This window comes from Mobiluncus sp. (assembly GCF_034180645.1).
Taxonomy (GTDB): domain Bacteria; phylum Actinomycetota; class Actinomycetes; order Actinomycetales; family Actinomycetaceae; genus Mobiluncus.
This window is the reverse complement of record NZ_JAXFNY010000020.1, coordinates 1-24042: the sequence shown is the minus strand read 5'-3', so window position 1 is coordinate 24042 and position 24042 is coordinate 1. Positions and strand designations below refer to the sequence as shown.

At 55.6% G+C, this 24042-nt stretch carries 20 protein-coding genes; 15 read left to right on the top strand and 5 right to left on the bottom strand.

Translation table 11 applies throughout. The features are described 5' to 3' along the window. Positions 1-37: 37 nt before the first annotated feature. Positions 38-1687 carry an acyltransferase gene (locus tag SPI05_RS07865; protein WP_321077576.1) on the bottom strand — a complete coding sequence of 550 codons (1650 nt, stop codon included), beginning with the start codon at positions 1685-1687 and terminating at the stop codon, positions 38-40. A gap of 112 nt (positions 1688-1799) precedes the next feature. Between SPI05_RS07865 and cimA the strand changes: the two genes are divergently transcribed. The 9 genes from cimA to SPI05_RS07820 all read left to right on the top strand — a co-directional run bounded on the left by cimA (position 1800) and on the right by SPI05_RS07820 (position 15608). Next, positions 1800-3428 (top strand): citramalate synthase, encoded by a 1629-nt coding sequence (cimA, locus tag SPI05_RS07860; protein WP_321077575.1) that lies wholly within the window; start codon positions 1800-1802, stop codon positions 3426-3428. Positions 3429-3636: 208 nt separating this feature from the next. Beyond that, a complete protein-coding gene (locus SPI05_RS07855) occupies positions 3637-5304 on the top strand; it encodes a methyl-accepting chemotaxis protein (protein WP_321077574.1) in 1668 nt (555 codons plus the stop codon). 5 nt (positions 5305-5309) lie between these two features. Continuing rightward, complete coding sequence (locus SPI05_RS07850) at positions 5310-6971, top strand: methyl-accepting chemotaxis protein (protein WP_321077573.1); 1662 nt, start codon at positions 5310-5312, stop codon at positions 6969-6971. 100 nt (positions 6972-7071) lie between these two features. Further along, positions 7072-8211, top strand: coding sequence for a TNT domain-containing protein (locus SPI05_RS07845; protein ID WP_295027496.1), 1140 nt, complete (start codon positions 7072-7074; stop codon positions 8209-8211). Between the two features lie 179 nt (positions 8212-8390). Continuing rightward, positions 8391-10193 carry a 2-isopropylmalate synthase gene (leuA, locus tag SPI05_RS07840; protein ID WP_321077572.1) on the top strand — a complete coding sequence of 601 codons (1803 nt, stop codon included), beginning with the start codon at positions 8391-8393 and terminating at the stop codon, positions 10191-10193. A gap of 125 nt (positions 10194-10318) precedes the next feature. After that, positions 10319-11956 carry an L-lactate permease gene (locus tag SPI05_RS07835; RefSeq protein ID WP_321077571.1) on the top strand — a complete coding sequence of 546 codons (1638 nt, stop codon included), beginning with the start codon at positions 10319-10321 and terminating at the stop codon, positions 11954-11956. A 409-nt stretch (positions 11957-12365) separates the two neighbouring features. Continuing rightward, positions 12366-13097 (top strand): DNA repair protein RecO, encoded by a 732-nt coding sequence (recO, locus tag SPI05_RS07830; RefSeq protein ID WP_321077570.1) that lies wholly within the window; start codon positions 12366-12368, stop codon positions 13095-13097. An 8-nt stretch (positions 13098-13105) separates the two neighbouring features. Then, positions 13106-13888 carry a polyprenyl diphosphate synthase gene (gene uppS, locus SPI05_RS07825; RefSeq protein ID WP_321077569.1) on the top strand — a complete coding sequence of 261 codons (783 nt, stop codon included), beginning with the start codon at positions 13106-13108 and terminating at the stop codon, positions 13886-13888. 340 nt (positions 13889-14228) lie between these two features. Continuing rightward, positions 14229-15608, top strand: coding sequence for a hypothetical protein (locus tag SPI05_RS07820; protein ID WP_321077568.1), 1380 nt, complete (start codon positions 14229-14231; stop codon positions 15606-15608). Positions 15609-16091: 483 nt separating this feature from the next. On the opposite strand, the gene cysE is transcribed toward SPI05_RS07820, so the two are convergent. The 3 genes from cysE to SPI05_RS07805 all read right to left on the bottom strand — a co-directional run bounded on the left by cysE (position 16092) and on the right by SPI05_RS07805 (position 18563). Then, positions 16092-16709, bottom strand: coding sequence for a serine O-acetyltransferase (cysE, locus tag SPI05_RS07815; protein ID WP_321077567.1), 618 nt, complete (start codon positions 16707-16709; stop codon positions 16092-16094). A 201-nt stretch (positions 16710-16910) separates the two neighbouring features. Then, the gene (gene cysK / locus SPI05_RS07810; RefSeq protein ID WP_321077566.1) at positions 16911-17846 is read right to left on the bottom strand and encodes a cysteine synthase A; all 936 of its coding nucleotides are present in this window, start codon (positions 17844-17846) and stop codon (positions 16911-16913) included. A 60-nt stretch (positions 17847-17906) separates the two neighbouring features. After that, positions 17907-18563, bottom strand: coding sequence for a YigZ family protein (locus SPI05_RS07805; protein ID WP_321077565.1), 657 nt, complete (start codon positions 18561-18563; stop codon positions 17907-17909). A 97-nt stretch (positions 18564-18660) separates the two neighbouring features. Between SPI05_RS07805 and rpmF the strand changes: the two genes are divergently transcribed. The 5 genes from rpmF (at position 18661) to SPI05_RS07780 (ending at position 22590) form a co-directional block, all read left to right on the top strand. Next, entirely contained in the window at positions 18661-18831 is a 171-nt protein-coding gene (gene rpmF / locus SPI05_RS07800) for a 50S ribosomal protein L32 (RefSeq protein ID WP_282921415.1), read from the top strand. Between the two features lie 111 nt (positions 18832-18942). Then, positions 18943-19626, top strand: coding sequence for an HAD-IA family hydrolase (locus SPI05_RS07795; protein ID WP_321077564.1), 684 nt, complete (start codon positions 18943-18945; stop codon positions 19624-19626). Between the two features lie 21 nt (positions 19627-19647). Next, the gene (locus SPI05_RS07790; RefSeq protein ID WP_321077563.1) at positions 19648-20523 is read left to right on the top strand and encodes a DNA-methyltransferase; all 876 of its coding nucleotides are present in this window, start codon (positions 19648-19650) and stop codon (positions 20521-20523) included. An 11-nt stretch (positions 20524-20534) separates the two neighbouring features. Then, positions 20535-21821: a U32 family peptidase gene (locus tag SPI05_RS07785; RefSeq protein WP_321077562.1), complete on the top strand. Its 1287-nt coding sequence runs from the start codon at positions 20535-20537 to the stop codon at positions 21819-21821. Positions 21822-21909: 88 nt separating this feature from the next. Beyond that, positions 21910-22590 carry a GNAT family N-acetyltransferase gene (locus SPI05_RS07780; protein ID WP_321077561.1) on the top strand — a complete coding sequence of 227 codons (681 nt, stop codon included), beginning with the start codon at positions 21910-21912 and terminating at the stop codon, positions 22588-22590. Between the two features lie 63 nt (positions 22591-22653). Here SPI05_RS07780 and SPI05_RS07775 read toward each other — a convergent pair whose 3' ends face one another. Further along, positions 22654-23619 carry a carbohydrate kinase gene (locus tag SPI05_RS07775; RefSeq protein ID WP_321077560.1) on the bottom strand — a complete coding sequence of 322 codons (966 nt, stop codon included), beginning with the start codon at positions 23617-23619 and terminating at the stop codon, positions 22654-22656. A gap of 196 nt (positions 23620-23815) precedes the next feature. On the opposite strand from SPI05_RS07775, the gene SPI05_RS07770 reads away from it, so the two are divergent. Further along, positions 23816-24042: hypothetical protein (locus tag SPI05_RS07770; RefSeq protein WP_321077559.1), on the top strand; the 227-nt coding region annotated here is incomplete at its 3' end.

The window sequence follows — 24042 nt, the reverse complement described above, 5'->3', positions numbered from 1 at the left end:
TTTCGGGGTGAGCCGTTTCTTTGGTAGCAGCGGCGCTTTATCCCCCTCCAAAGTCAGCGGCCAAGAGTTGACCACGGCTTGGGCGAACCGCCGGGAACGTTCCGAGTTTCCGATGGTGTTGCAGTGTACCCCGTCGCCGGTGATGAACCATTCCGGACGCATATATAGAGTCGTTACCGGACGGGAAGTCTTGAAAACCTTGATTGGTGGCGCGCGCACCGAAGCTAGAGTTGGTAACTTTCGTGGCTCCGGTGTCCGCGTAGGTTTTGGCGGCATTGTCCGCCGGGTTGAGCACTCCGGCATCGGTGAACATCGCTAGGGAGGTGGAATCTCCCACATGGATGATTTGGTGGCATCGGGTGCGGGTCGCCGCTAGGGCTCGTGCCTGAGCCGCTTTGCGTTCCCGTTCCGCTTGAGCCTTCGCCAGGGCTGCCTGTTTCGCTTCGATTCGGTTGTGATAGCTCGTAGCTGCTTCGGTTGGCACGCCGACCAGGGCAAAGATGAGGAAGAAAGCGAGGGGGAAAAACAACAGGGCGTGAGGTAGGGCGCCTCTGCTAGTTAGCCACCGCCACAGGGGGACGAAGAATCCGTTGCGGCGAATGGGATCCTCGACCAGAATCCAAGACAATGCCGCCAGGCCAATGGTGGCCCCAATGATAAACAAGTCCCTGACAATGGCCGGTATTACCTGCAGAGGGGTGTAGAGGAAAGCGATAAGTGGCATGTGCCACAGATACATGGCGTAAGACCTCTCCCCGATCCATGCGAGGGGGCGTAGCGCAAAGAGCTTATATATCCGCGTGTAACGGTTCGAGTTGGCAAAAAGTAGCGCCGCGGTAGCCAGCGAGAGGGCCACCAGTAAGCCGTTGAACAAGGCTGGTGAGGAATCAGGAACAAAGATATAAATGGCCAGCACAGCACCCAGACCAAGCCACCCCACAACTTCAGCTAAGTAGCGATCCTTTCGATAGATGACCCTGCCAATGAGGGGACGTGTCGTGCTTGGGTCGGTGGGCTTGATCATAGCGATGGCGAGGATGGCGCCCACCAGCAGACCACCCGCGCGAGTATCGGTGCCTTCATAAAGGCGGGTGGTATCCATGCCGAGAGAGTACCCGTAGGCTAGCCACACGAAAGAACCCACGGCGAGTATTGAGGTGAGGGCCAGGAGCGGGAGGCGGCGGCCGCGGCTGATGACCAAGAACAAGAGCAGCACCAGCGGCCAGAACAGATAGAACTGCTCCTCGACAGACAGCGACCACATGTGTTCAAAGGGGCTCTGGGAAAACTGGTCAAAATAGGAATCACCCCAGAAAATGGTGGCCCAGTTATTGACGTAAAAAATGGCGGTGAGCCCGCCGAGACGATAGTCCGGCCAGTTTTCGGCTTTAAAGAACGGCGTGAGTGCCCAGATGACCAGCACCGTGAGGATGACTGCGGGCATTAGGCGGCGCAGGCGGCGCAGCCAAAAGGTCTTTAGCCCCAGGTTGCCGCGGCGATACCAGGAACGCATGAGGTTACCGGTGATGAGGAAACCCGAGATGTTAAATAATACGCCCACACCGGACAAACCGCCGGGCATCCATTTGAAGCCAAGGTGATAGCAAATCACGCCGAGGACGGCGAGGGCTCTCAAGCCGTCGATGCCCGGATTATAGCGTGATTCGTTACCTATCGGTTTTGGCATAGCGGTTGCTATAGTACCCTTTCTGGGCCGCACCATTTAGTTCCAGGAGATATAAGGCAGTGAAAATATGCCCCAATTAATCTATCGCGGTGGACTTTTGTAACATAGGGGCATGAAAACGACGACCCTGCCGATAGAGATATACGACACCACTTTGCGTGACGGCGCCCAGATGGAGGGCATCTCGCTGTCCGTAGCGGACAAGCTGAATATCGCCCAAGCCCTTGATGACCTGGGAGTTAGCTTTATCGAAGGCGGCTGGCCCGGCGCGATTCCGAAAGACACCGAGTTCTTTGCCCTCGCGTTGTCGAAACTGCAGCTACGCCACGCGACCTTGGCCGCTTTTGGCGCCACCCGCAAGGTGGGGACCAAAGCTAGCGAGGATCCGCAGGTGCTGGCATTGTTGGATTCCGGCGCACCGGTCATTACCTTGGTGGCAAAATCCGATTTGCGCCACGTCACGGATGCCCTGAAAACAACCGGTCAAGAGAACTTGGCGATGGTGCGCGACACGGTGCAGTTCCTTGTCAAGGCAGGTCGGCGGGTGTTCCTGGACGCCGAACATTACTTTGACGGCTTGACTCACGATGCCCAATACGGGCTGAAAGTGCTGGAAGCCGCCGGACAAGCGGGGGCGGAAACCGTCGTGCTATGTGACACCAACGGGGGCAACCTGCCCTCGTCCATCGGTACAAAAGTCGCTGAAGCCCGTGACTATCTGGACAAACACGGCCTTGAACAGGTTAAAATCGGGATTCATACCCACAATGACACGGGGTGTGCCGTGGCGAACGCGATGGCTGCCATCGAAGCCGGAGTGGTGCAGGTCCAGGGCTGCGTGAACGGCTACGGGGAACGCACCGGCAACGCCGACATCCTCACCCTTATCGGCAACATAGAAATCAAGATGGGCCGCCGTGCCCTGCTGAACAAAAACGGTCTGACCGAGCTGACCCGCACCTCGCACCGGGTGGCGGAAATCACGAATCTGCAGCCATCCAAGCGTCTGCCTTACGTGGGTGATTCCTCGTTTGCCCACAAGGCAGGTCTGCACGCTTCGGCTATCCGCGTGAATCCGGACTTGTATCAGCACATTGACCCCGCCACGGTCGGCAACGATATGCGAATGCTGGTTTCCGAGATGGCGGGACGGGCTTCGGTCCAGCTGAAAGCCAAAGAGATGGGCATTGACCTGTCTGGGACGCCTTACCTGACCGGCCGGGTGGTGGAAGCGGTGAAGGAAAAAGAGTCCCACGGTTACGTTTTCGATGCGGCTGACGCGTCCTTTGAGCTGCTGGTGCGGGCCCAAGGCGGGGACTTGCCGACCTATTTTGAGGTGGAGACGTGGCGGACTTTGGTGCAAGCCTGTCGGGCTTCGCTCAGCGAGAACGGTGAAGCGGAAGCCGAAGCCACCGTCAAGCTACGGACTCGTGACGGGCGAAAAATAGTTACCGGGGAAGGTAACGGCCCCGTAAACGCGCTGGACCACGCGCTGCGCCAGGCGTTATCTCAAACCTACCCGGACATCACAAATTTTGAACTCATCGACTACAAGGTGCGGATTTTGGACACGACCTTTGGAACGGACGCTACCGTTCGCGTGCTGATTACGACCACTAACGGCGACCTCCAGTGGACCACAGTCGGGGTGGGCGAGGACGTGATTGAAGCGTCTTGGGAAGCCCTCGTCGAGTCTGTGACCTGGGGTTTGATGCATCTCGGGGTGCGTCCTAAAGTCTAGTTTGCTCGGTTTTGTGCCGTATTTTTCACAAGTTTCCCCGACTGAATTTCCGGTCGAGGAAACGTTTTTTGGGTAAAACCGTTGCATTGGGATAAAAAAAGCCGGAAAAAGCCTAAACTGATAGCGATGAACAGCGATTATGTACTATGTCACGATGATAAATCGGTTTAACAGACACGGATATTTTTATGGAAGGCGGCGTTCTTAGATGTCTAAGAAAAAGGCGGCACCAGCACAGGCTGATGCCACCGTACAGGTTGGCGAGAGCCTAAAGACTAACGGTAAAAAATTCCCTTTGGGAAAAAAGATAATCTTGCTCAATATGACTGCAGCTATAGCAGCGATTCTGCTGTTAGCAGTGGAAGGGATTGGACTCGGCATTGCGAACTCAGACGTCTCCCAAAAGGACTCCAGCTCGGTGACTTCGCAGGAAATTACCAAACTGGCGGAGGAATGGCGCTCCGCGGAATTCCTCTGGTCGCAGGGCATCTATACCGCTCTGCGCGGTGATTCGAACGCATTGCAAACTTTTGGGGAATATCTCCAGAATCTCGATGCCTTCAACCAACACGTGTCGAATTTCCCCACAGAACAGCTCAGTGCCCAAAATCAGGCCACTTTCGAGACGATAAAATCAGATACCGCATCACTCAATTCCATATTGACGAAGGTCGGCGGATCCGTAACTTCACTGGATGGTCTGCGTGGCACGGTGGTAGCCGAAGTGGAAAATATCCGTAACGTGTCGACCTCAATCAGCGATAGTATCGGGAAACTGAGCGAGGATTTGAACGTCCAAAACCAAGCTGCTAGCGCCAGGATAAAATTTATTCAGCCCCTGACGATTGCGGCAATTATCGTTACCGGTGTGGTGACGTTGCTCATCATGCTGTTATTGAACCTTAAGATGTCGCGAGGCTTCGTGAAATCGGCTCAGGAGAGTTCCGCTGCCTTGAATCAACTTTCCCGCAAAGACCTGACCATTCATCCCGCCAAACACACGAATGACGAAATCGGACGTTTGGCGGACAAGCTCGTGGTGGCAGCCGAAAAGTTGCGTAACATTTTTGGTCAAACCGTGACGACAGCCGAGGAAGTGCATGTCACCACGCAAAAGATGGTGGGTGACGGTCGTGACCTCATCGGCACTATTGAACAGGCCAGTAACGTGATTACTTCCGTTGCGGCTGCGGCCGAGCAGGTTTCTACGAGCATCGCAACGGTGGCAGCAGCTGCGGAGGAAATGGGTGCCTCGATTCGGGAGATTTCATCGAATGCCAATGAGGCTGCGAAAGTTGCTACGGAAGCTACCGAAGTCGCGGCACAGACGAACGAAACCGTGACCAAGCTGGGTGAATCCAGCCAAGAAATTGGTGAGGTCATCGAAACGATTACAGCGGTGGCGGAACAGACCAACCTGTTGGCGCTCAACGCTACTATTGAGGCGGCTCGAGCCGGCGACGCTGGTCTCGGGTTTGCGGTTGTGGCTAGTGAGGTAAAGGACTTGGCTGCGGAAACCACGACAGCCACCGCTGACGTAGCCTCACGGATTGAACAGATTCAGGTCGATACCGGTCAAGCGGTCGAGGCCATTAACCAAATTAGTGACATCATCGCTCAAATCAACGATTTCCAGGCCACTATTGCGGCAGCAGTGGAAGAACAAACTGCCACCACCAATGAGATGACCAAGTCCATTTCGGAAGCATCCTCCGGATCGACCGAGATTGCTGCCAATATCAACGAGATTGCCCAAATGACTAACAACGGTGCTGCTAACCTACGTGATTCTGTTGATAGAGCGGAGGGCGTGGTGAATCAGACCCAAGATTTGAACCAGCAACTTAGCGAATTTACCTACCGGGAAGGACAGTGAGAATCATGACTCAGACTAATCCGGTCAACCAGCTAGGGGAGCAGGGAATGAATAATCAACCGAATGATACGACGAAACCACAAAAGGCTTACAAGCGCACCACCCTGTTGAAGCGACTGTTCAGAGGAGCCTTGCCGGGGCTCGTGGGATTGCTCATCTTGGGGCTAGCCTGCGTGATTACTATGGCTCAGACTAACCTCAGCACGAAAGAGTACCTAGAGGCATCTACCAACTCGGAAAATCTATCTTTGTTGGAAGCTGAGATTTATGAGATTGGTCAGCATCAATACGCTTATGCACGTTCCATTTTGGAAGGTCAGCCCGACGAGGAGCAAGCCAAACAGCTGCAAGCCACCCAAGATGCTTTGGAAGATAATGTCCAAACAGTTATCGACACCACGAGCTCTGACCAGGTGCGTACGGCAGCTCAAGAAATCATGAAATCTTCCGCTAACCTGCGTGAGGTCGTGGCGCAATCGACTTCGGAATTACAAGCCACTCAAGGACAGGATTCCGCAGTCTTGAACACGGTCCTCTCCCAGACCGTCAACGATATGGTCGCTCAGCAGGATCAGCTGGCTCCGTTGCTGAAGCAAGAGCTAGATCAGTCAAAGAAGGACATGGAGGATCAACGCCTCCAGGGACTGATTTTCCAGACCATTGTCATGATTCTCGTGGCGGTCTTAGCGGCAATAATTATGGGTAAAGTGCGTCGCTCTATCACTCATTCCGTGAAGTCTGTGGAAACTGTAGTGAAAGGTCTGACTCAAGGTGACTTGACGCGCAGTGCGGTCATCAATTCCAATGATGAGCTGGCGGACATGTCGCGGGCGGTGAATCTATCCAATTCGACCTTGCGAGAGGCCTTTGGGTCGGCGGCTCGCACTTCCGAGGCGGTTCGTTCCGAGTCTGAGACAGTGGTTAATTTGACCTCCAAGACTGCTCAGGCTGCCGCTGATTCGGCCGCACAAGCCACCGCTGTGGCAGGCGCGGCGGAACAGGTTTCCTTCAACGTTCAGACCGTTGCTGCGGGTGCAGAAGAGATGGGGTCGGCTATCCGGGAGATTTCGTCTAACGCTAACGAGGCGGCGCGGGTTGCCCAGGAGGCTACCGAAGCGGCCGCGGTCACCACTGAGACTGTTGAAAAATTGGGCAAATCGTCAAAGGAAATTGACGATGTCATCCGCACCATTACCGCTATAGCGGAGCAAACGAACCTGCTGGCGCTCAACGCCACTATTGAGGCGGCGCGTGCCGGTGAAGCGGGCAAGGGCTTTGCTGTAGTTGCCGGTGAAGTCAAGGATTTGGCGGCGGAGACGGCTAAGGCTACGGATGACATCACCGGACGGATTGCCAAGATTCAAGACGACACGGATTCTGCCGTCACGGCTATCCGGCGTATTTCCGAGATTATTTCTCAAATCAACGACTTCCAAACCACTATTGCCGCCGCGGTTGAGGAACAGACCGCCACCACCAATGAGATGGCGCGTTCCGTGACGGAAGCGGCTTCCGGCTCTTCCACGATTGCCACGAACATCGGCCAGTTTGCCGGGGCTGCCAGCCAAGCGGTGGAACCGTTGAACGCCCTGGCTGCAACCGCTTCGGATTTGCAATCCAAGGCTGCGGATTTGCGTGCGGAGCTGGGCAAATTCAAGTATGAATGAGCGCAGTTGGGCGGCTTGACCGACCCGCGAAACAACTCAATAGTGGGGTGAAACCTCACGCTGGTGCCCTCCTATGGCTTAAACTTGATTTATAATCACCATGCAGCCAGAGGAGGGCATCAACGTGATTGGTTCGGTCCAGGAGTTCGCTCGCCTGTGTACTTCGGATAACGAAGAGGACTTTATGCGGGCGATGACGGACGTGGCGCCGACTTTTATCTGGGAGGAAATCATCCGTAAACGCCCGGATTTGGCTGAATACGTGGCGCAAGCACAGAATTTGCCCGACACCGTGTTTGAAACTATCGCGCTTTTTGCCCCGTGGCGAGCTCGCTACCTGGTCGCGATGCAGGAACGCACTCCTGCTTATGTACTCGCTAAACTCGCCAAAGACGGCGATAGTCGGGTGCAAAAGGCAGCGGTGGCAAATGAATTGACACCGTTGAAAGTTATTGCGGAGCTTCGTGAGGACGCGAACGAGGAAATCTCCCAGCTGGCTCGTCTGGCGTGGACTGAGCGGGCGGAGAAACGCGCCGGTAAACATTCCGGGCGTCCCGAAGCGACGTGGGATGTGCCACAGCCGCCGGGAAATGCTGAACCAGAGGTGGACGAAGCTGCTCGCTACAAGTCGTATTTTGACGAGCTATGTGCTCAGCGTGGCCTGACTGAGGATGATGTGGTACGGGGGTTCGACCCTCGCGATCCCCAACTGCCGCTGTCTCCCGAAGGCCCGTGGGTGGTCGCTCCCTGGGGTGATGAAGGATATGTGGTTGGTTCACAGCGCGGTGCCGAGTTCGCTGCCTACGAAGTTTTGCCTGATCTGGAAGCGGCGGTGTCCCTAGTCTCCCGGTTGGTGCGAGAAAAACCGGAAACTGGTGAACTGACGACAAACGCAGCCGAGCGCGGTCACCGCACCGCCATTGGAATCGACGCTCGCACGATTTCCCGCGGCGGGAAACCCGGCTCCAACGAACTGCGTCCCGGCGACATGCTGGACTGCTTTGACGATGATAAAGCCCAGTTCTTGTTTGCTATGGGAACACCTTTGGCGCAGCGGGGGATTCGCCTGAACAATGAGAAACCCTACCGAGTCTTTGAGGTCATGGCACCCCTACCACTGGCGGTTTTGGAGGGTCTCACCGCAAAGACTTCGAGTAATCCGGGTGGCGGCGCGATAGTGGTTTTGGATAAACCTCTGCGATGGTATCTGGACCACAACTTCCTGCGTGAACTGCGCTAATTTCTCATATTGAGACAGCAATTTCGTAAAGTGAAACCCGTGGTATTATGGGGCTATGTCGCAAACCATGCTGCTGTTGCCTATCCGCGTAGGGCTCTGAATCAGCCAGGCCCCCCTGCGCGGAGTTCTCGCTTGCCTGGCAACTAAGATTAAAGCAACAGCAGTAAAGGATTTTCACCATGCGTACCTCTGGATTCACCAATCGTCAGCAAACCTCAGGAATGCCTTACGGCAAATACCGCCCGTTCCTAGAGACGAACCCCATCTCACTTCCCGAACGAACCTGGCCTAATAACCGGATTACGAAGGCGCCGCGCTGGTTGTCTACCGACCTGCGGGACGGCAACCAAGCCCTCATCGAACCGATGGACTCCGCGCGCAAGCGCGAAATGTTTGACCTCCTGGTGCGCCTGGGATTCAAAGAAATCGAAATCGGTTTCCCGGCCGCTTCCCAAACCGACTTTGACTTCGTGCGTTCCCTGGTCGAGGATGACGCCATTCCCGAGGACGTGACCTGCTCAGTACTCTCGCAATCCCGCCCGGAACTTTTGGAACGAACCCTGCAAGCCATTAAGGGATACCATCGCGCTACCGTACACCTCTACAATGCGACCGCCCCGGTCTTTCGCCAAGTCGTGTTTCACAACGATAAAGCGCAAACCATCGAGATGGCGGTGTCCGGCACTCGTGAAGTCATCGCCGGAGCCGAAAAGATTCTGAGGGACGACACAATCTTTGGCTACGAATACTCCCCGGAGATTTTCGTAGACACCGAAATCGACTTTGCCCTGGAAGTTTGCGAAGCGGTCATGGAAGTCTGGCAGCCCGATAGCGAGCGAGAAATCATCTTGAACCTGCCTACCACCGTAGAACGCTGCACGCCCAACGTTTACGCTGACCAAATCGAGTACTTCTGCCGCCACATCTCACACCGTGAACACGTCTGCATTTCGGCCCACAACCACAACGACCGCGGCACCGGCATCGCGACCGCCGAACTAGCCCAGATGGCCGGCGCCGACCGGGTTGAAGGGTGCTTGCTGGGTCAGGGCGAACGAACCGGCAACGTTGACCTAGTCACCTTGGCGATGAACCTCTTTAGCCAAGGCATCGACCCGCAACTGAACCTGTCCAACCTCGATGAAGTCCGCGAGATTGTCGAGGGCTGTACCCGTATGTCCACCCCGCCGCGGCTGCCATACGTGGGGGATCTGGTCTATACGTCTTTCTCCGGCTCCCATCAGGACGCCATTAAGAAAGGTTTTGCCGCGCGCGAACAGAAAGTCCGGGATGCCGGCGGAGACGAAAACCAAGTCATCTGGGAACTGCCCTACCTGCCTATTGACCCTCACGATGTGGGCCGCAACTACGAAGCTATCGTCCGGGTAAACTCGCAATCCGGCAAGGGCGGTATCGCTTACTTGATGAAGGAAAAGCATCACCTCGACCTGCCGCGCCGCCTGCAAATCGAGTTCTCGAAAATCGTGCAGCGCACGACCGACCGTTTCGGCGGTGAACTCGAGGCGAACGACCTGTGGCAGATTTTTGCCGATGAATACTTGCCGGCGTCCCAAGCGGGGATTGACTCGCGTCACTGGGGGCGTTTCTTTCTCGATGGGGCGCACGTTTCTTCCGTTCCCTCGCCCTCGGGTGGGGACACGGAAGTTTCCATCGCTCTGAATGACCGGGGCGCGAAGCTCCAGCTGGAATCGTTCGGCAACGGTCCGATTGACGCTTTCGTCCACGCCTTTGAACAAATGGGCATGGAAGTGCGGATTCTGGATTACGTGGAGCACGCGTTGAGTGCCGGGCGTGACGCCACCGCCGCGGCTTATGTTGAGGCTGTAGTGGACGGCGAGGTGCTGTGGGGGGTCGGAATTGATTCTTCGACCATTCGTGCCGCTTATAAGGCCGTAATCTCAGCGATTAACCGGGCACAGCGCCAATCCCAAGTCACGGATAGCTCCGTTCCGTTTCCCTGAAGATTGAATCGCGAGGGTTTACCGGGAAAGCTCTGACCTGGTAGGTTCGCGTTCGGGAGACCAACCCGCAAGTTCAGGGTATCGGGTGGCGATTGGTAAGGTAAACCAGGACAAAGGAGTAAATCATGTTCGTGCCCAATGTCACCGCGGTCGGAGGGCTGTTGTGGCTCAGTGCCCTAGTGGCTCTGCTCCCGGTAGCGGTGTTCTTTGTGCTGGTCGGAGCCGTGCGGATGCGTTCTCACTGGGCGGGAGCTATTGCCCTAGGGGTTGGATTGCTCGTGGCGATAGCGGGATTCCGGATGCCGGTCGACATGGCTATCGCGGCCGCCCTGCTCGGGGCGGAAAACGGCTTGATGCCCATCGTGATTATCGTGATTGCGGCCGTGTGGCTGCACCGTCTGATGGAAGCGACCGGGCGGGAAACTGATTTGCGCAAAGTTTTTTCCGCTGTCGGTCAAGGGGATTTGCGTATCCAGGCCATGCTGATTGCGCTGTGTTTCGGGGGTCTGCTAGAGGGCTTATCCGGTTTCGGGGTTCCCGTGGCGGTGGTGACAGCGCTGCTGCTGGGGCTGGGATTCAAACCGATGAAAGCGGCCGTGATTGCTCTGGTGGCGAATACTTCCCCGGTGGCCTACGCGGCGTTCGGGGTACCGATAACGACCGCGGCGGCCCTTCTGAGCGGGCATGACCCCATTCAAAACGCTGCTGACATCACGTATTATGTGTCCTGTACCGAACCGGCGATTGCTTTCGTGATGCCGTTCGCGCTGAGCTTGTTGATTGATAAGGACCACTTCCGCCACATGTTCCCCCTGGCTTTCGTGATGGGCCTGGTGGAAGGTATCGGACAGTTTCTGACCTTGCGTTTCGTGTCCTTTGAGTTGGGTGGGGTATTGCCGCCCATAGTGACATTCCTGGTAGTGGCGTTGATGGTGATGGTTTATCGTCCCCCGGTTCCTTCCGAGTTTGTCACGGAAAAGCCCACTGACCTGCGCGTGGGGCGGGTTGCGTTGGCTGTGATGCCCTATGGCTTGGTCATCGTGATTCTTTCTGTGGGGCGGATGGTGCCCCAGGTCGCCAAGGTTTTGACCGCGACGGATTTGCACGTTGCCTGGCCCGCTTTGGCAGGTCGGGTGGCCAGCCCGGACAATCCGAGCGTAGCGGGAAACATCGGCAACATCACCATTCCGATACTGTCCCAACCGGGAGTGTTGATTGCGATGGCGGCGCTGGTGACCGGGTTGGTGTTTACCCTGGTTACGGAAGGCGGGAAGTACCCGCTTGGGTTTAAACAAATCGGTGCCAAACTGTGGTCAGCGATTTATTCCATGCGGTATTCAGCGGCCACTATCCTGGAAGTGATGGCGCTGGCTTACTTGATGAACATTTCCGGCATGGTTTTGACCATCGGGACCCTGCTGGCGGGAACCGGGACGTTCTTCCTGTTGCTTTCCCCCATGATTGGCTACCTCGGCACGGCGATTTCCGGCTCCACGACCTCGGCAAACGCCCTGTTTGCCTCTCTCCAAGAGACGACAGCCTTACAGATTGGCCTGCCTGGTGCTTTCGCAGTGGCGGCTAACACCGCAGGCGGGGTCATCGGCAAGCTCATCGCCCCCCAGTCCTTGGCGATAGCCGCCGCCGCGATGGGCGAACCCGAGAAAGAGACTGATCTGCTCCACGAAGTGCTCGGCTGGTCTTTCTACCTGCTGTTATTCGCCGTCTTTATCTGTTTCGTCTGGGGTATGATTTTCCTGGGCTAGCCCGCTAGCTTTCGCATTACTGCCAATTCTAGAATCCAGTACCGCTAGCATTTACCGCAAAGGATTCGCAAAACCGGGGGTGTACAGATGCATAAATGGCAAATCGTCTTTTATCTGGCGTTGTCTGTTGATGCTTTCTATGTCCTGTTTTTTCGAGGAGGGACTTTAGTAGTTGCTTTCGCAATCCTGTTGATTTATTCACTGGTTCGTGACCTTCCGAAAAAAGACCCTCGGAACGATTCACGATTACCGTTCTTCCGTAAGGACAACAATGACAGGCTCTAATCTGTCCTCGACGAAGGAATGGTGGAGCGGAACCAGACTCGGAGGACGCAATGGGCCAGGGGAATCGGGTTACTAAAGAGTGGGAACGGGATTCTTCCGCTTGCCCATGTGATAATGATTCTTGATGAGAACTTTTCGAGATGCGGCCGTTATTCTGCGCACCCAAGACCTGGGGGAGGCTGACCGCATCGTGACCCTGCTGACCGAAAACCACGGGCTTTTGCGCTGCGTGGGGCGGGGAGTACGTAAGACCATGTCGCGCCTGGGAGCGCGACTGGAGCCTTTTGGAGCGGTCGACATTCAGATTCGCTGGGGCAAGTCCGGCCTGCACCATATCGAACAAGTGGAAATCCTGGCTCCTTACGGCCGCAGCCTCGCTAACGATTATTCCCGCTACACCGCCGCCAACCTGATGGTAGAAACCTTGGAACGTCTCACCGAGGACTCTTGGACTAATGAGAGGTACTATCACCTGACCGTCGGGGCTTTACACGCTTTGGCGACGGGGCGCCACGAGCCGTCTTTGATTCTGGATTCCTACCTGTTGCGTCTCATGTCGTTGGCGGGCTGGGCGGCAAGCTGTTGGGATTGTGCGTCTTGCGGGGCCAGGGGGCCGCACGTTTACTTTAATCCCAGCGGCGGTGGGGCGATGTGTGTAAACTGCAAGCCTATCGGGGCGCGCCCGGTTGATTCTGAGACGATGCGTCTGTTGGCGGCTTTGGCTGTCGGGGATTGGCGAACTGCCCAAGACAGCGGATGGATGGCTCGGGCTGACGCCCATGCCTTAGTCTCGGCTTTCGTGCAGTGGCACGTGGAGCGCCGTCTAAAATCCTTGTCCTTGCTGGAACTAGCCTAGGTCAGTGCGTGGATAAATTCTGGGTTCGTCGTATCACCCCGCCGCGGGAGAATCCTGAGTTACCGGCGGGATTGGCGTGCGCGGCTGCTGCGCACGTGGCAATCATCATGGATGGGAATGGGCGCTGGGCGAACGCGCGGGGTTTGAACCGTACCGCCGGTCACGAGGCAGGGGAGTATGCCCTGATGGACACCATTGCGGGAGCTATCGAGGCCGGGGTGAAATTCTTGAGTGTGTATGCGTTCTCTACCGAAAACTGGAAACGCAGCCCGGCAGAAGTGAAGTTCCTGATGGGATATTCGCGCCGGGTGCTGCGGAATCGACGCGATGAACTGAACGCCTGGGGAGTCCGGGTGCGGTGGAGTGGGCGGGAAGGCCGCTTGTGGAAATCGGTTCTCACCGAACTGCGGGCGGCAGAGGCCTTGACCAAGGGCAACACCGGCACCCAGCTAATTATGTGCCTCAATTACGGGGGGCGAGCGGAACTCGCGGACGCGGCTCGGAAACTGGCCCAGCGAGTCGCGGTGGGAACGCTAAAACCCGAGCGCATCACCGAGGCCGCTTTCGCTCGGGAACTGTATCTGCCGGATGTGCCGGATGTTGACCTGCTCATTCGCACTTCCGGAGAGCAGCGCACCTCGAACTTTTTGCCGTGGCAGGCGGCTTATGCGGAGCTCGTTTTCGCCCCCGAGCCGTGGCCTGAGTACGGGCGGGCGGCCCTGTGGCGGGATTTATTGGCCTACCAGCACCGGGACCGCCGTTTCGGCGGGGTGATTGACAGGCCGCAGTGACTTTCATTCCGAGCGCTGCGGGTGGGTCTTGCACGAACGACCGTTTTCAACGCGAAATTTAAGCGCGAACCATTCTCAAAAGCCCTCAACCTGCGGTACTAAATTCCAGCCGAACCCAGAATCCGGGAAACCGTGTCCGAAATCGGTCGTTCGTGTTATCCCAGATTGAACCCCGGTTTTCCCTAACCTCAACACGAGCACCCATAGAAACAACTCCATCATTCATACCAACAATCTATTTTCGCGCTCAAAATACATAAGGTACGTCGAAGCCTTGAACAATCCGGAATATTTCTATATCATAGAAGCGGTGTTGGTGTCAAATTTAAAGGAGGGTGTTATGAAACGGGTGTTTTTAGTGCCGGTAGTGGTGGTAACTTCATTGGCTCTTGGTGTCTTGGGAGTAAGCTCGCAGGCTTTTTCAAAAGAACTGGAACCTGGTATCGACGATTCCCTTCCAGGATCATCTTTCACGCAGAGCGTATTGGGGTTCAAAGTTGACGGGGACTTGAGGATTTCTGTAGCTGACGGGGAAATCTATAGCGATTCCGCTTCGGCATCTGACCCCAAGCCCGGAATATTTCAAGTCGTATATGACGTGGAACTGGGGCACACAATTGCTTCCATAACTAGGGATTCTCCACTGCTGTCAGCGCGGAATGCCTCGGAAAATTTTGAGAGAACGGGGATTCATCCGCGCAACGTTCCACTTCGGGAAGTTCAGACGGAGTTGCGGGTATCGCGTTACACTTCAGCCCAGATTGAGCAATCCTTAGCGTCTGTTGAATCATGGTTAATGCATTTTCCCACTGATTCCGCATGGGAATATGCTCCTCTAACTGACAGAATCAAGGTTTATGCTGATTTGCGAGCCTTGGATAAGGAATTAGTTGAAACTTCAGTTCCAATCACTTTGGTAGATTGCGAAGTGGAACCAGCTGGGACTTTGAGGGATTCAGATGCCTCTGATTCATACTCACTACCACAGAATCGATGGAGTGCTCCTGCGTCACAGGTATACAACTATTACAAGGATGTACCTACCGATGAAATATATGCAGTGCAATATGACGTTAATTCAGGGCGAACTATGGCGGTTATTCCTGCTGATTCTAAGTTGTTGGAGGCAAAACAGAGTATTGAAGCATTGAGCGAATCTGGATTTCATATTCAAAAGGGTTCTGTACCACCTGAATCTATTGAGATGCGAATTTCTAAGTATTCTTTTGACCAAATAAGCCACACAAACAAAATAATTTGGGAATATGTCGAGGAGAATAATATCTCTGCTGCTTCTGAGTATGATGTTTGGAATGATGCGTTCCTTATTACAACAGATGTCTCAAAAATTAATCTGGGGCAGCTGCCACAAACCCCTCTACCGTTAATTTTAGAGGACGGTGAGGTCTCTCCGGCTTATTTTAAGGAAGGTGCTACAGCTCCTTTCAATGGAGGCACAACAATTTATAATCCCTCAAACTCGCGTTGCACTAACGGTATCCCCGCGCGTAATTCTGCTGGAACACCTGGTCTTTTTACTGCGGGGCATTGCTTTTCTGGTGGCGAATCAGTATGGACTTCAAAGCGCCATGACAGTACACGCAGACTCGGCCGGGTTTCCCACACATTTGGGTATCCCACTGTCGATGCGCATTTTATCAGTACGGGCGAAGCTACTCGTCGAGTATCACTTCGCGGAGTGGAAGAAACTATCCTGTAGTGGGTGTTTATGATCCTCCTGTTGGACAACGGATTTGTTATACGGGATCCTCCAGTGGCGTGCAATGTGGCAACTATGTGGTGAGTAAAAACGCGACGTACTATTTCAGTAATCCCTACGTATCATTCTCAGGTGCCATAAGAATTGAAGGGGGAAACTGTACAACACGGTGATTCGGGTGGTCCTACCTGAGGTGTTTTGTTTTCTTTCTTATCCCAGTTTATGTAGGCAAAAGGTATCGTACTGATGCTAGGCGGTAGCTTTGCATCAGACTAAACTGATTGCACTACACATCTATACTGTGTGCTGTTCTAATAATTATTTTTAGCTATTAACGGATGAGTTTTCGGCTAGTGAGGTTGACTTTAGAACAATGCAATGGGTGGATGGGGATGAATCGGATTTTTCTCTTTTGGGTTCTCGCTAGAACTATGTTCCCAAGTTAATCTTGGTTGGATTTCGCTTTCTTGTGCTTCTTTTCCCCTAGATAAACAGCGAAGGATCGATGTTCATATCGGGACTGACCGGTTTCTTGGGATTGCGCAGTTTTGCCGGCACTCCCAGGGCGATACGTCCAGGCGGAACATCCTTAACGACCACGGCGTTGGCGCCGATTTTGGCGCCGTCTCCGATGTTGATGGCGCCCAGGATTTTCGCCCCGGCACCCACCATGACCTCATTGCCCAAGGTCGGGTGGCGTTTGCCCCTATTCATGGACTGCCCGCCCAGGGTCACCCCGTGAAAAATCAAGCAGTCCTCGCCAACCACCGCGGTTTCCCCAATGACCACCCCGGTGGCGTGGTCGATAAAGAGGCGGCGTCCGATGGTCGCGGCCGGGTGGATGTCCACCCCCGTTATCAGGCGCGCGAATTCCTGAATCAGGCGCGCAATCATTTTAAAACCATTGACCCAGAACCGATTGGACAGCCGGTGTGCCCACAGGGCGTGAACCCCCGGGTACGTGAGCGCTACCTCCAGGCGTCCGCGCGCGGCAGGGTCGCGTTTCAAGGCCGTGTCCAAGTCCTCCAACAACAAATCCCGCACACCGAGTTTATAGGCGGGCAGGTGCCGTGGCGGGGTAGTGTGTTTCACGAAAGTCATCAGGACGGGTACTTCCTCTGGTTGGTTTAACGACCGGACGCTAACTATTCTAGGCTATCGTTCCCGAGGTTCGTTTCGGGCGTGTCGTTTTGAGCCAGTCCGGGCCAGCCTGGGCCAGTTTTGGCGGGTCGGGTCGTTCGGTTTATCTCGTCAGAACTGCACCAGGCCGGTAGGTTCGATCTGCCTGACTGCCGCGGTTCCTCAGTCGCCCAAGTGCGCAAACAGTACGGTGGACAGGTAGCGTTCGCCGGTGTCGGGAAGCAAGGTCACCACGGTCTTGCCAGCAAACTCAGGTCGCGCGGCCAGTTCGGCAGCGGCCGCCAAATTCGCCCCGGAGGAGATTCCGACCAAAAGCCCCTCCTGGGTAGCAGCTTTCCGCGCCATCTCAATAGCATCGTCCGAGGTCACCGTCATGACTTCGTCAACGGTTGCACTATCGTAGTTATCCGGCACAAAGTTGGCGCCAATGCCCTGAATCTTGTGGGCGCCTGCCTGGCCGGTGGACAGCAATGCCGATTCTGCCGGCTCTACTGCCACGACCCACACTTCTGGGTTCTGTTCCTTGAGGAACTTCCCGACCCCGGAAACCGTGCCGCCGGAACCCACTCCAGCCACAAACGCGTCAACCTGTCCCTCGGTTTGTTCCCAAATTTCGGGACCGGTGGTGCGATAGTGAATCTCAGGATTGGCAGGATTATCGAACTGCCCGGCAAAAACCGCCTCGGGGTGGTTCGCCAAGTAGTCCTCCGCAGCTTCAACCGCAGCCGCCATGCCCCCCGCCGGGTCCGTCAGCAACAGCTCCGCCCCGTAAGCCTTCATCAGCTGCCGACGCTCCACACTCATGGAGGACGGCATCGAGATGACGACTCGGTACCCCAGCGCAGCCCCCACCATGCACAGGGCCACCCCGGTATTACCGCTGGTAGCCTCCACAATTGTGCCGCCTGGCTGCAACTCTCCCGAGGCTTCGGCAGCGCGAATGATTGCCAAGCCGGGCCGGTCTTTCACCGAGCCACCGGGGTTCATGAACTCCATTTTTGCCAGCACATTTGCGCCGGTCCCCGCGGGCAGCACCCGATTAATTTTCACCAGAGGAGTGTGGCCGATAGCAGCCGTGACGTCGTTCGCATAAGTCATATTTATCCTTTAGATTCCTTTTCTCAGTATTCTGTCCGTTTCCCTGAAGGGAGCCGTCTATTACAACCGTGAGCGCACCACTTTTATTCCCGCGTCGCCAAAAGTTACCGGCGCGCCGAGCTGGGCGGCGAGAGCGGCGGCGAGCTCGTCCTGGGTGCCTCCTTCCACCGCAAGTTCAAACGTGACCCGGTTTGACCAGGTCACGCTTAGGGGCTTGAAGCTTCGCGAGTGTAGCCAAGACTCTAGGGCAGCCGCCCGGTTCGCAGCGACATCGAAGGACACCACGGGAACGGACTTGACTTCCACCCTTCCCGCAGCCGCGATAGCCCCCTGCGCTGCCTCGCTGTAGGCTCGCACTAAACCGCCCGTTCCCAGCTTTATCCCGCCAAAATACCGTGTCACCACCACACAAGCGTTTTGCAATCCGCTGCCCAGCAGCACATCGAGCATGGGACGTCCGGCAGTACCGCTGGGCTCGCCATCGTCGCTGGAATGTTGGACCGGTTGAACCCCGTTTTCCCAGCCCGCGGGCAGATAGGTAAAAGCGGAGCAATGATGGCGCGCGTCGGGATACTGTTTCCGCGCGGTTTCGATTACCTGACGGGCTGCGACTTCATCTGCAGCGCTTCGTGCCACTCCCAGGAAACGCGACCGTTTGATTTCAAGCTCGAAATATCCCGGTGCGTCCTCAGCTATGGTCACGTAGCGTTGCGTCATACTTTTACCTCACGATGGTCAGTTTGATAAAATCATCGAGTTGTTGCTAACATTGTATGTCTTGTGAACAATCACTAATTGAAAGGAGCGCAGGGCAATGGCAGTACCCAAGCGCAAAATGTCCCGCGCCAACACTCGTACACGTCGTTCTGCTTGGACGGCTAAGTTGACGCAGCTTGATAACGTTAAAGTTCAGGGTCAGGAAGTCGCGGTTCCGCGTCGCCTGGTGAAGGCTTACCAGACTGGCCGTTTGACCGTCGAAGACTAACGAGGTCGATATTCGCGACGCCCGGCCCTGGTGCTGGGCGTTACGTATTTAATTATTTCATAAGTCTTTTCGGGCAGTTTTCCGGGTACGCTCGAGGATGGAGGCAGCATCGTGGTGGACTTGAGCAGGGTCGAAGTCGTTTTGCTGGATATGGACGGCACCCTGACAGATTCTGTGTCACGTATTACCGAGTATTTTGCAGCTTTGGATCTGGAGCTGCACGGCCGGATGCTTCCGCCTGACGCTTACAAGAAATATGTCGGTCCGCCTCTCGCCGATGCCATGCGGGATATGGAACCGGATGCTGATGAGCAGCGGGTGGCTTTTATGGTCGCGCGATACCGCGAAATGTATTGGCCCAACGCTATTGACGTGCCGCTTTATCCCGGTATTCGGGAAATGTTGGAAAAGCTGCGGGTGAGGGGATACCGTCTGGGAGTGGCGACTACTAAGAACCAACAGATGTCATTGGAGATTCTCCAGCATCTGGGGATTGAAGATTTCTTTGAAGTCGTTTCGGGTGTGATACCTGGTACTTCCCGGGTTGACAAACCCGCGGTCATTGCTGCAGCTTTGGAGCAGTTCGGGTTGAGTGAGCCGCAGGATAAGCGGCGTATCGTGATGGTGGGGGACCGGTTCTATGACATCGAGGGCGCTCAGATTAATGGGATTCCGGCAATCCTGGCTACCTGGGGTGATACGGCTCAGCCCGGCGAGGAGCGCGGGGCTGTACAGGTCGTCTCGACGCCTGCCGAACTGCTGAGCGCTTTGGGTGTCCATCCGGGAAAGAAATAGGCAGCCTTGAAAGCTACGCAGATGTCTACAATCTCCTGGAGCGCCGAGGGAGCAAACCTGGTGGTGGCGGGGGATAACCTGCCGATATTACGGGGGCTGCCGGACCAGTCATTTCAACTTATTTATATAGATCCTCCGTTCAACACGGGGAAAGTGCAGTCGCGTCAGTCCCTGAAAACGGTGCGTACCGATGAGCCAGTAATGGGTTCACGAGTGGGGTTTCAAGGTAAAACTTATGAAACCGTCCGTGGCCAGGTGACGTCCTATAACGATAGTTTTACCGATTATTGGGGTCTCTTAGAGCCTCGCTTAGAGGAGGCGTGGCGTTTGCTGGCCCCTACCGGGACTTTATACCTGCATTTGGACTATCGGGAGGTTCACTACGCAAAGGTGTTGTTGGATGCGCTGTTTGGGCGGGATTGTTTCCTGAATGAAATCATTTGGGCGTATGACTACGGCGGGCGTTCCAAACGGAAATGGCCTGCCAAACATGACAATATCCTCGTCTACGTTAAAGACCAAAAAAGGTATTATTTTGATTCTGAGTCTGTGGACCGCGAGCCGTATATGGCTCCTGGCTTGGTGACTCCGGAGAAGGCCGCGCTGGGAAAGCTCCCGACTGACGTGTGGTGGCACACTATTGTTTCTCCGACAGGCAAGGAAAAGACGGGATACGCTACGCAAAAGCCCGAAGGGATTTTGCGGCGTATTATTCAGGCTTCGAGCCGTCCGGGGGATTGGGTCTTGGATTTTTTCGCAGGTTCCGGCACGACCGGGGCGGTCGCGGGCAAGCTGGAGCGTCGCTTCGTGCTGATAGATGAAAATCCGGAAGCGATTGCGGTTATGCGACACCGCTTCAGCCGGGCGAACATTTCAGTGGAGTTTCTATCGGAGTAAAGGCTCGGCTCGTGAACTTGGAATTACCGAAAATTACCCGGCGGCGCAGTCCCGAAGTGCTGGCGCCGGCGGGAAACTTGCGGGTGCTGAAAACTGCGGTGGATTTCGGAGCTGACGCGGTGTACTGCGGCGGGGCAGAGTTTGGGATGCGAGCCGCTCCGAAAAACTTTACGTTAGAGGATTTTGAACAGGGCGTTCGCTATGCTCATGCCCGCGATGTCCGGGTGTATGCCACCGTGAATATCATTCCCGGTAACTCTGAGGTGGCGGGAATGAATGCTTACCTGGGGGCGCTGGCGGAAATCGGGGTGGATGCGCTCATTGTCACGGATATCGGCATTCTCATGGCAGCGCGACAGATTGCTCCGCATACCGAGCTGCATATTTCCACGCAAGCCGGGGTGATGAATTATCAGGCTGCCGCCGCTTTGTATGAGCTGGGGGCAAAACGGGTTGTTTTGGCTCGCGAGATGAACTTGCCTGAGATTCGAGAAATGCGCGCCAAGATTCCTGTTGACCTTGAGATTGAGGCTTTCGTGCACGGTTCCATGTGCATGGCATTTTCGGGGCGCTGTTTGATTTCCAAATACACCACGGGACGGGATGCCAATCACGGGGACTGTGCCCAAAGCTGTCGGTGGAAATATCATGTGGTTGAGGAAAAACGCCCCGGCGAGTTTTTCCCCGTTGAAGTGACCGAGGGCGGCACCTACCTGTTTAATTCTCAGGATTTGAACATGCTGGCACACGTTGATGAGGTCATTGCCGCCGGGGTTACCAGTCTAAAAATCGAAGGTCGCGCTAAGGGCGAGTATTACGTCGCGGCTCTCACCAATGCTTATAAAACCGCGGTCACTACCTACCTGGACGGAAGGGAAAATGTGACCGAACTGGCTTGTGACGGCGCTTTTGCCCTGCCCGAATGGGTCTTGCAGGAACCGTATAAAGTAACCCACCGAGAATACGGCACCGGTTTTTTCTACCCCGAAACACCTGCGACAGAAAGTGTTACCCGAGGAGGGTATATTAGTGATTGGCTCTGGTTAGGAACCGCAGTTGATTACGACGCTGCGGCGCAGCGCCTGACGGTGCTGTCTCGCAACAAGATTGTGCCCGGACAGCAGGTAGAGTTCTTGATTCCGGGAACCGAGCCGATTCTATTCGAGATTCCCCCCGCGGGGATATGCGACGAAGCGGGGGAAACAGTGAGTGAAATCAATCACCCGGCGCACGAGTTTTCCTTCCCTTGCGAGAGGGCGATTCCTCCCGGTGCCATGCTGCGCGGAAAAGCTCGCTAATGCGGCTGCGCCGAGTGTCTCTGGGGGGATAAGGCCGCGTGTAGTTTTGGAAATAGAGTTCAATCTGGGCTTGGGCTAGGGTGTAAGGGTGCACATTGAGTATCAAAATGATTTGAAACCCGGTCAAGCCGAAATCTTGGTTCGCGAACTGCTGGAAGTCTCTTTCGGACCCGAAGAACTGGGGAATCCCGGTGATTTGATTCAGCAGCTAACGGGTGGGGAACTTCAGGTATTCTCCGCGTGGGACGGTTCGCGGCCCTTAGGGGCAGCAATAGGTTGGCTCGCCACCGCAGAAATCACGATGCTTAGTTGGTTGGCGGTCAGCCCCCTGACTCGTGGACGCGGCGTAGGCTCTGAACTGTTTCACCAGGCTATTTCGCAGTGGGAATCGCGCCACAACCCTCTCTTGATTCTGGGAGAAGTGGAAAATCCTCACCAGCATGTAGCCTCTGAACAGTACGGCGACCCGCGTCGGCGGTGGGCGTTTTATCAACGATCGGGCGCTAAACACCTGGACTTTCCTTTTGAGATGCCCCGACTCAGTCCGGATGTACCGGTGGGCGAAGACATGTGGCTGGTGAGTTTTGCCGGCCGGGCGCACGGCGCTATTGACCCGCAAACCGGCGAGCTTTTCGGTCTGGGGGTGGGCAGTGCCCTGCGGGAATTCCTGGATATTTACCTGAAAGACAGTGCCGAGACATGTGACGCGAACGGCAACTACCGTCCGCCGGTGGAGCGGATGTTGGACGCAGCCGCGCAACTTGACTAGTTTTAGGCCTGCGGTAACATCGACAACTACGATAGTTGCCAGGATTTTCGTATGTGACGCGGCTTAAAGCGTGGGATCGGCGGTGAGAATTTCCGCGACTTCGGAACGTGTGGGGGAGTAGGCTCCGACCTTGCTGACCGTGAGTCCCGAAGTGATGGTGGCGCGGTGCAAAGCCGCCTGTACGTCACTCAGTCGGGCTTGCCGCAGGCGCTGTTTGGCTGGCGCCGAGCCGAGCAGTCCATCGTCCAGTAACCCGGAAATCAGCCCCGCCATGAAAGAATCCCCGGCACCCACGGTGTCAGCGACCTCGATATTGAGCGGATCAACCACCAACATATCCCGGTCGTTGGCGCAAAGTGCATAGGAACCCCACGGTCCGCGGGTAGCAACAATCAGACCCGGCCCCATCTCTTTCCATTTGTGCAGTACGGACTCGAGGGGTACGTCATCTCCATAGAGCCAAGCAATGTCCTCATCGCTGGCTTTAACCACATCGGCCAGGCTGATGATTTCCTCGATTTGGGGGCGGACTTCCTCGGGACTGCCCATCAGTGAAGGTCGAATATTCGGGTCGTAGCTGACGGTTCCCCGGATTGCCATCGATTTGACCGCGCTCATCACTGCAGAAGCGCCGGGTGCGAGCGTAGCTGCGAAACTGCCGGTATGCAGGTGGCTAAGCTGAGTTGCGTCCGGCAGCGGCGGCACTTGCCAATCCAGCTCGAAGTCGTAGGTCGCCCGACCGGCGGAGTCAATATGGGCGTTAGCTATCGGCGTTTTCTCGGCGTTAGCACTGCCCGCGACAATGTCTACCCCGGCGGAGTGCAAATGCTTTTCGAGGCTGTGACCGCGGGCGTCATTTCCCCACCAGGAAGCGAGTGTGGTGTGGTGTCCCAAACTGGCCAAACCGCACGCCACATTGAAGGGGCTACCGCCCACCTTTTCTTCAACCTCGCCGGCGCGCTCAATGACGTCAATAAGCGCTTCACCCAAGCACAGTATCGGCAAACACGTTGAGTTTGTTTCTGTCATGATTGTTACTCCACACTTAGTAGATTGGACATTTCTGCCAGCGAAATGTCCTTCGTTTCCGGCATAACTCTCAGCACCCACAGCAATTGAGCGCACATACCCATCAAGAATACTAGGAATGACCAGCCGCCGCCGAGGAACGCAATCATAGAGGGATTAACACGCACAAGTAGCGGGCGACGGAGGGTTTTTTAGGGTGTTCCGGCTAAAACGGCACATCGGTGCCGTTTTTCTGTTTGGTGTTCCGGCGGCGCAATGCCCACTGGGCATTGCTTTTATGCCGCCTTCACCGTTTTCGCGACGGCTCATTCTCGCTTCGCTCGCTGCCGTTTTTCTGTTTGGTGTTCCGGCGGCGCAATGCCCACTGGGCATTGCTTTTATGCCGCCTTCACCGTTTTCGCGACGGCTCATTCTCGCTTCGCT

What these genes read in the sequence shown, in the direction of transcription:
- SPI05_RS07835 (WP_321077571.1), top strand. Translation starts at nt 10,319, where the DNA reads ATGTTCGTGCCCAATGTCACCGCGGTCGGAGGGCTGTTGTGGCTCAGT.
- SPI05_RS07845 (WP_295027496.1), top strand. Translation starts at nt 7,072, where the DNA reads ATGCAGCCAGAGGAGGGCATCAACGTGATTGGTTCGGTCCAGGAGTTC.
- SPI05_RS07805 (WP_321077565.1), bottom strand. Translation starts at nt 18,563, where the DNA reads ATGACGCAACGCTACGTGACCATAGCTGAGGACGCACCGGGATATTTC.
- rpmF (WP_282921415.1), top strand. Translation starts at nt 18,661, where the DNA reads ATGGCAGTACCCAAGCGCAAAATGTCCCGCGCCAACACTCGTACACGT.
- leuA (WP_321077572.1), top strand. Translation starts at nt 8,391, where the DNA reads ATGCGTACCTCTGGATTCACCAATCGTCAGCAAACCTCAGGAATGCCT.
- SPI05_RS07850 (WP_321077573.1), top strand. Translation starts at nt 5,310, where the DNA reads ATGACTCAGACTAATCCGGTCAACCAGCTAGGGGAGCAGGGAATGAAT.
- cysE (WP_321077567.1), bottom strand. Translation starts at nt 16,709, where the DNA reads ATGACTTTCGTGAAACACACTACCCCGCCACGGCACCTGCCCGCCTAT.
- SPI05_RS07775 (WP_321077560.1), bottom strand. Translation starts at nt 23,619, where the DNA reads ATGACAGAAACAAACTCAACGTGTTTGCCGATACTGTGCTTGGGTGAA.
- cysK (WP_321077566.1), bottom strand. Translation starts at nt 17,846, where the DNA reads ATGACTTATGCGAACGACGTCACGGCTGCTATCGGCCACACTCCTCTG.
- recO (WP_321077570.1), top strand. Translation starts at nt 12,366, where the DNA reads ATGAGAACTTTTCGAGATGCGGCCGTTATTCTGCGCACCCAAGACCTG.
- SPI05_RS07865 (WP_321077576.1), bottom strand. Translation starts at nt 1,687, where the DNA reads ATGCCAAAACCGATAGGTAACGAATCACGCTATAATCCGGGCATCGAC.
- cimA (WP_321077575.1), top strand. Translation starts at nt 1,800, where the DNA reads ATGAAAACGACGACCCTGCCGATAGAGATATACGACACCACTTTGCGT.
- SPI05_RS07790 (WP_321077563.1), top strand. Translation starts at nt 19,648, where the DNA reads ATGTCTACAATCTCCTGGAGCGCCGAGGGAGCAAACCTGGTGGTGGCG.
- SPI05_RS07855 (WP_321077574.1), top strand. Translation starts at nt 3,637, where the DNA reads ATGTCTAAGAAAAAGGCGGCACCAGCACAGGCTGATGCCACCGTACAG.
- SPI05_RS07820 (WP_321077568.1), top strand. Translation starts at nt 14,229, where the DNA reads ATGAAACGGGTGTTTTTAGTGCCGGTAGTGGTGGTAACTTCATTGGCT.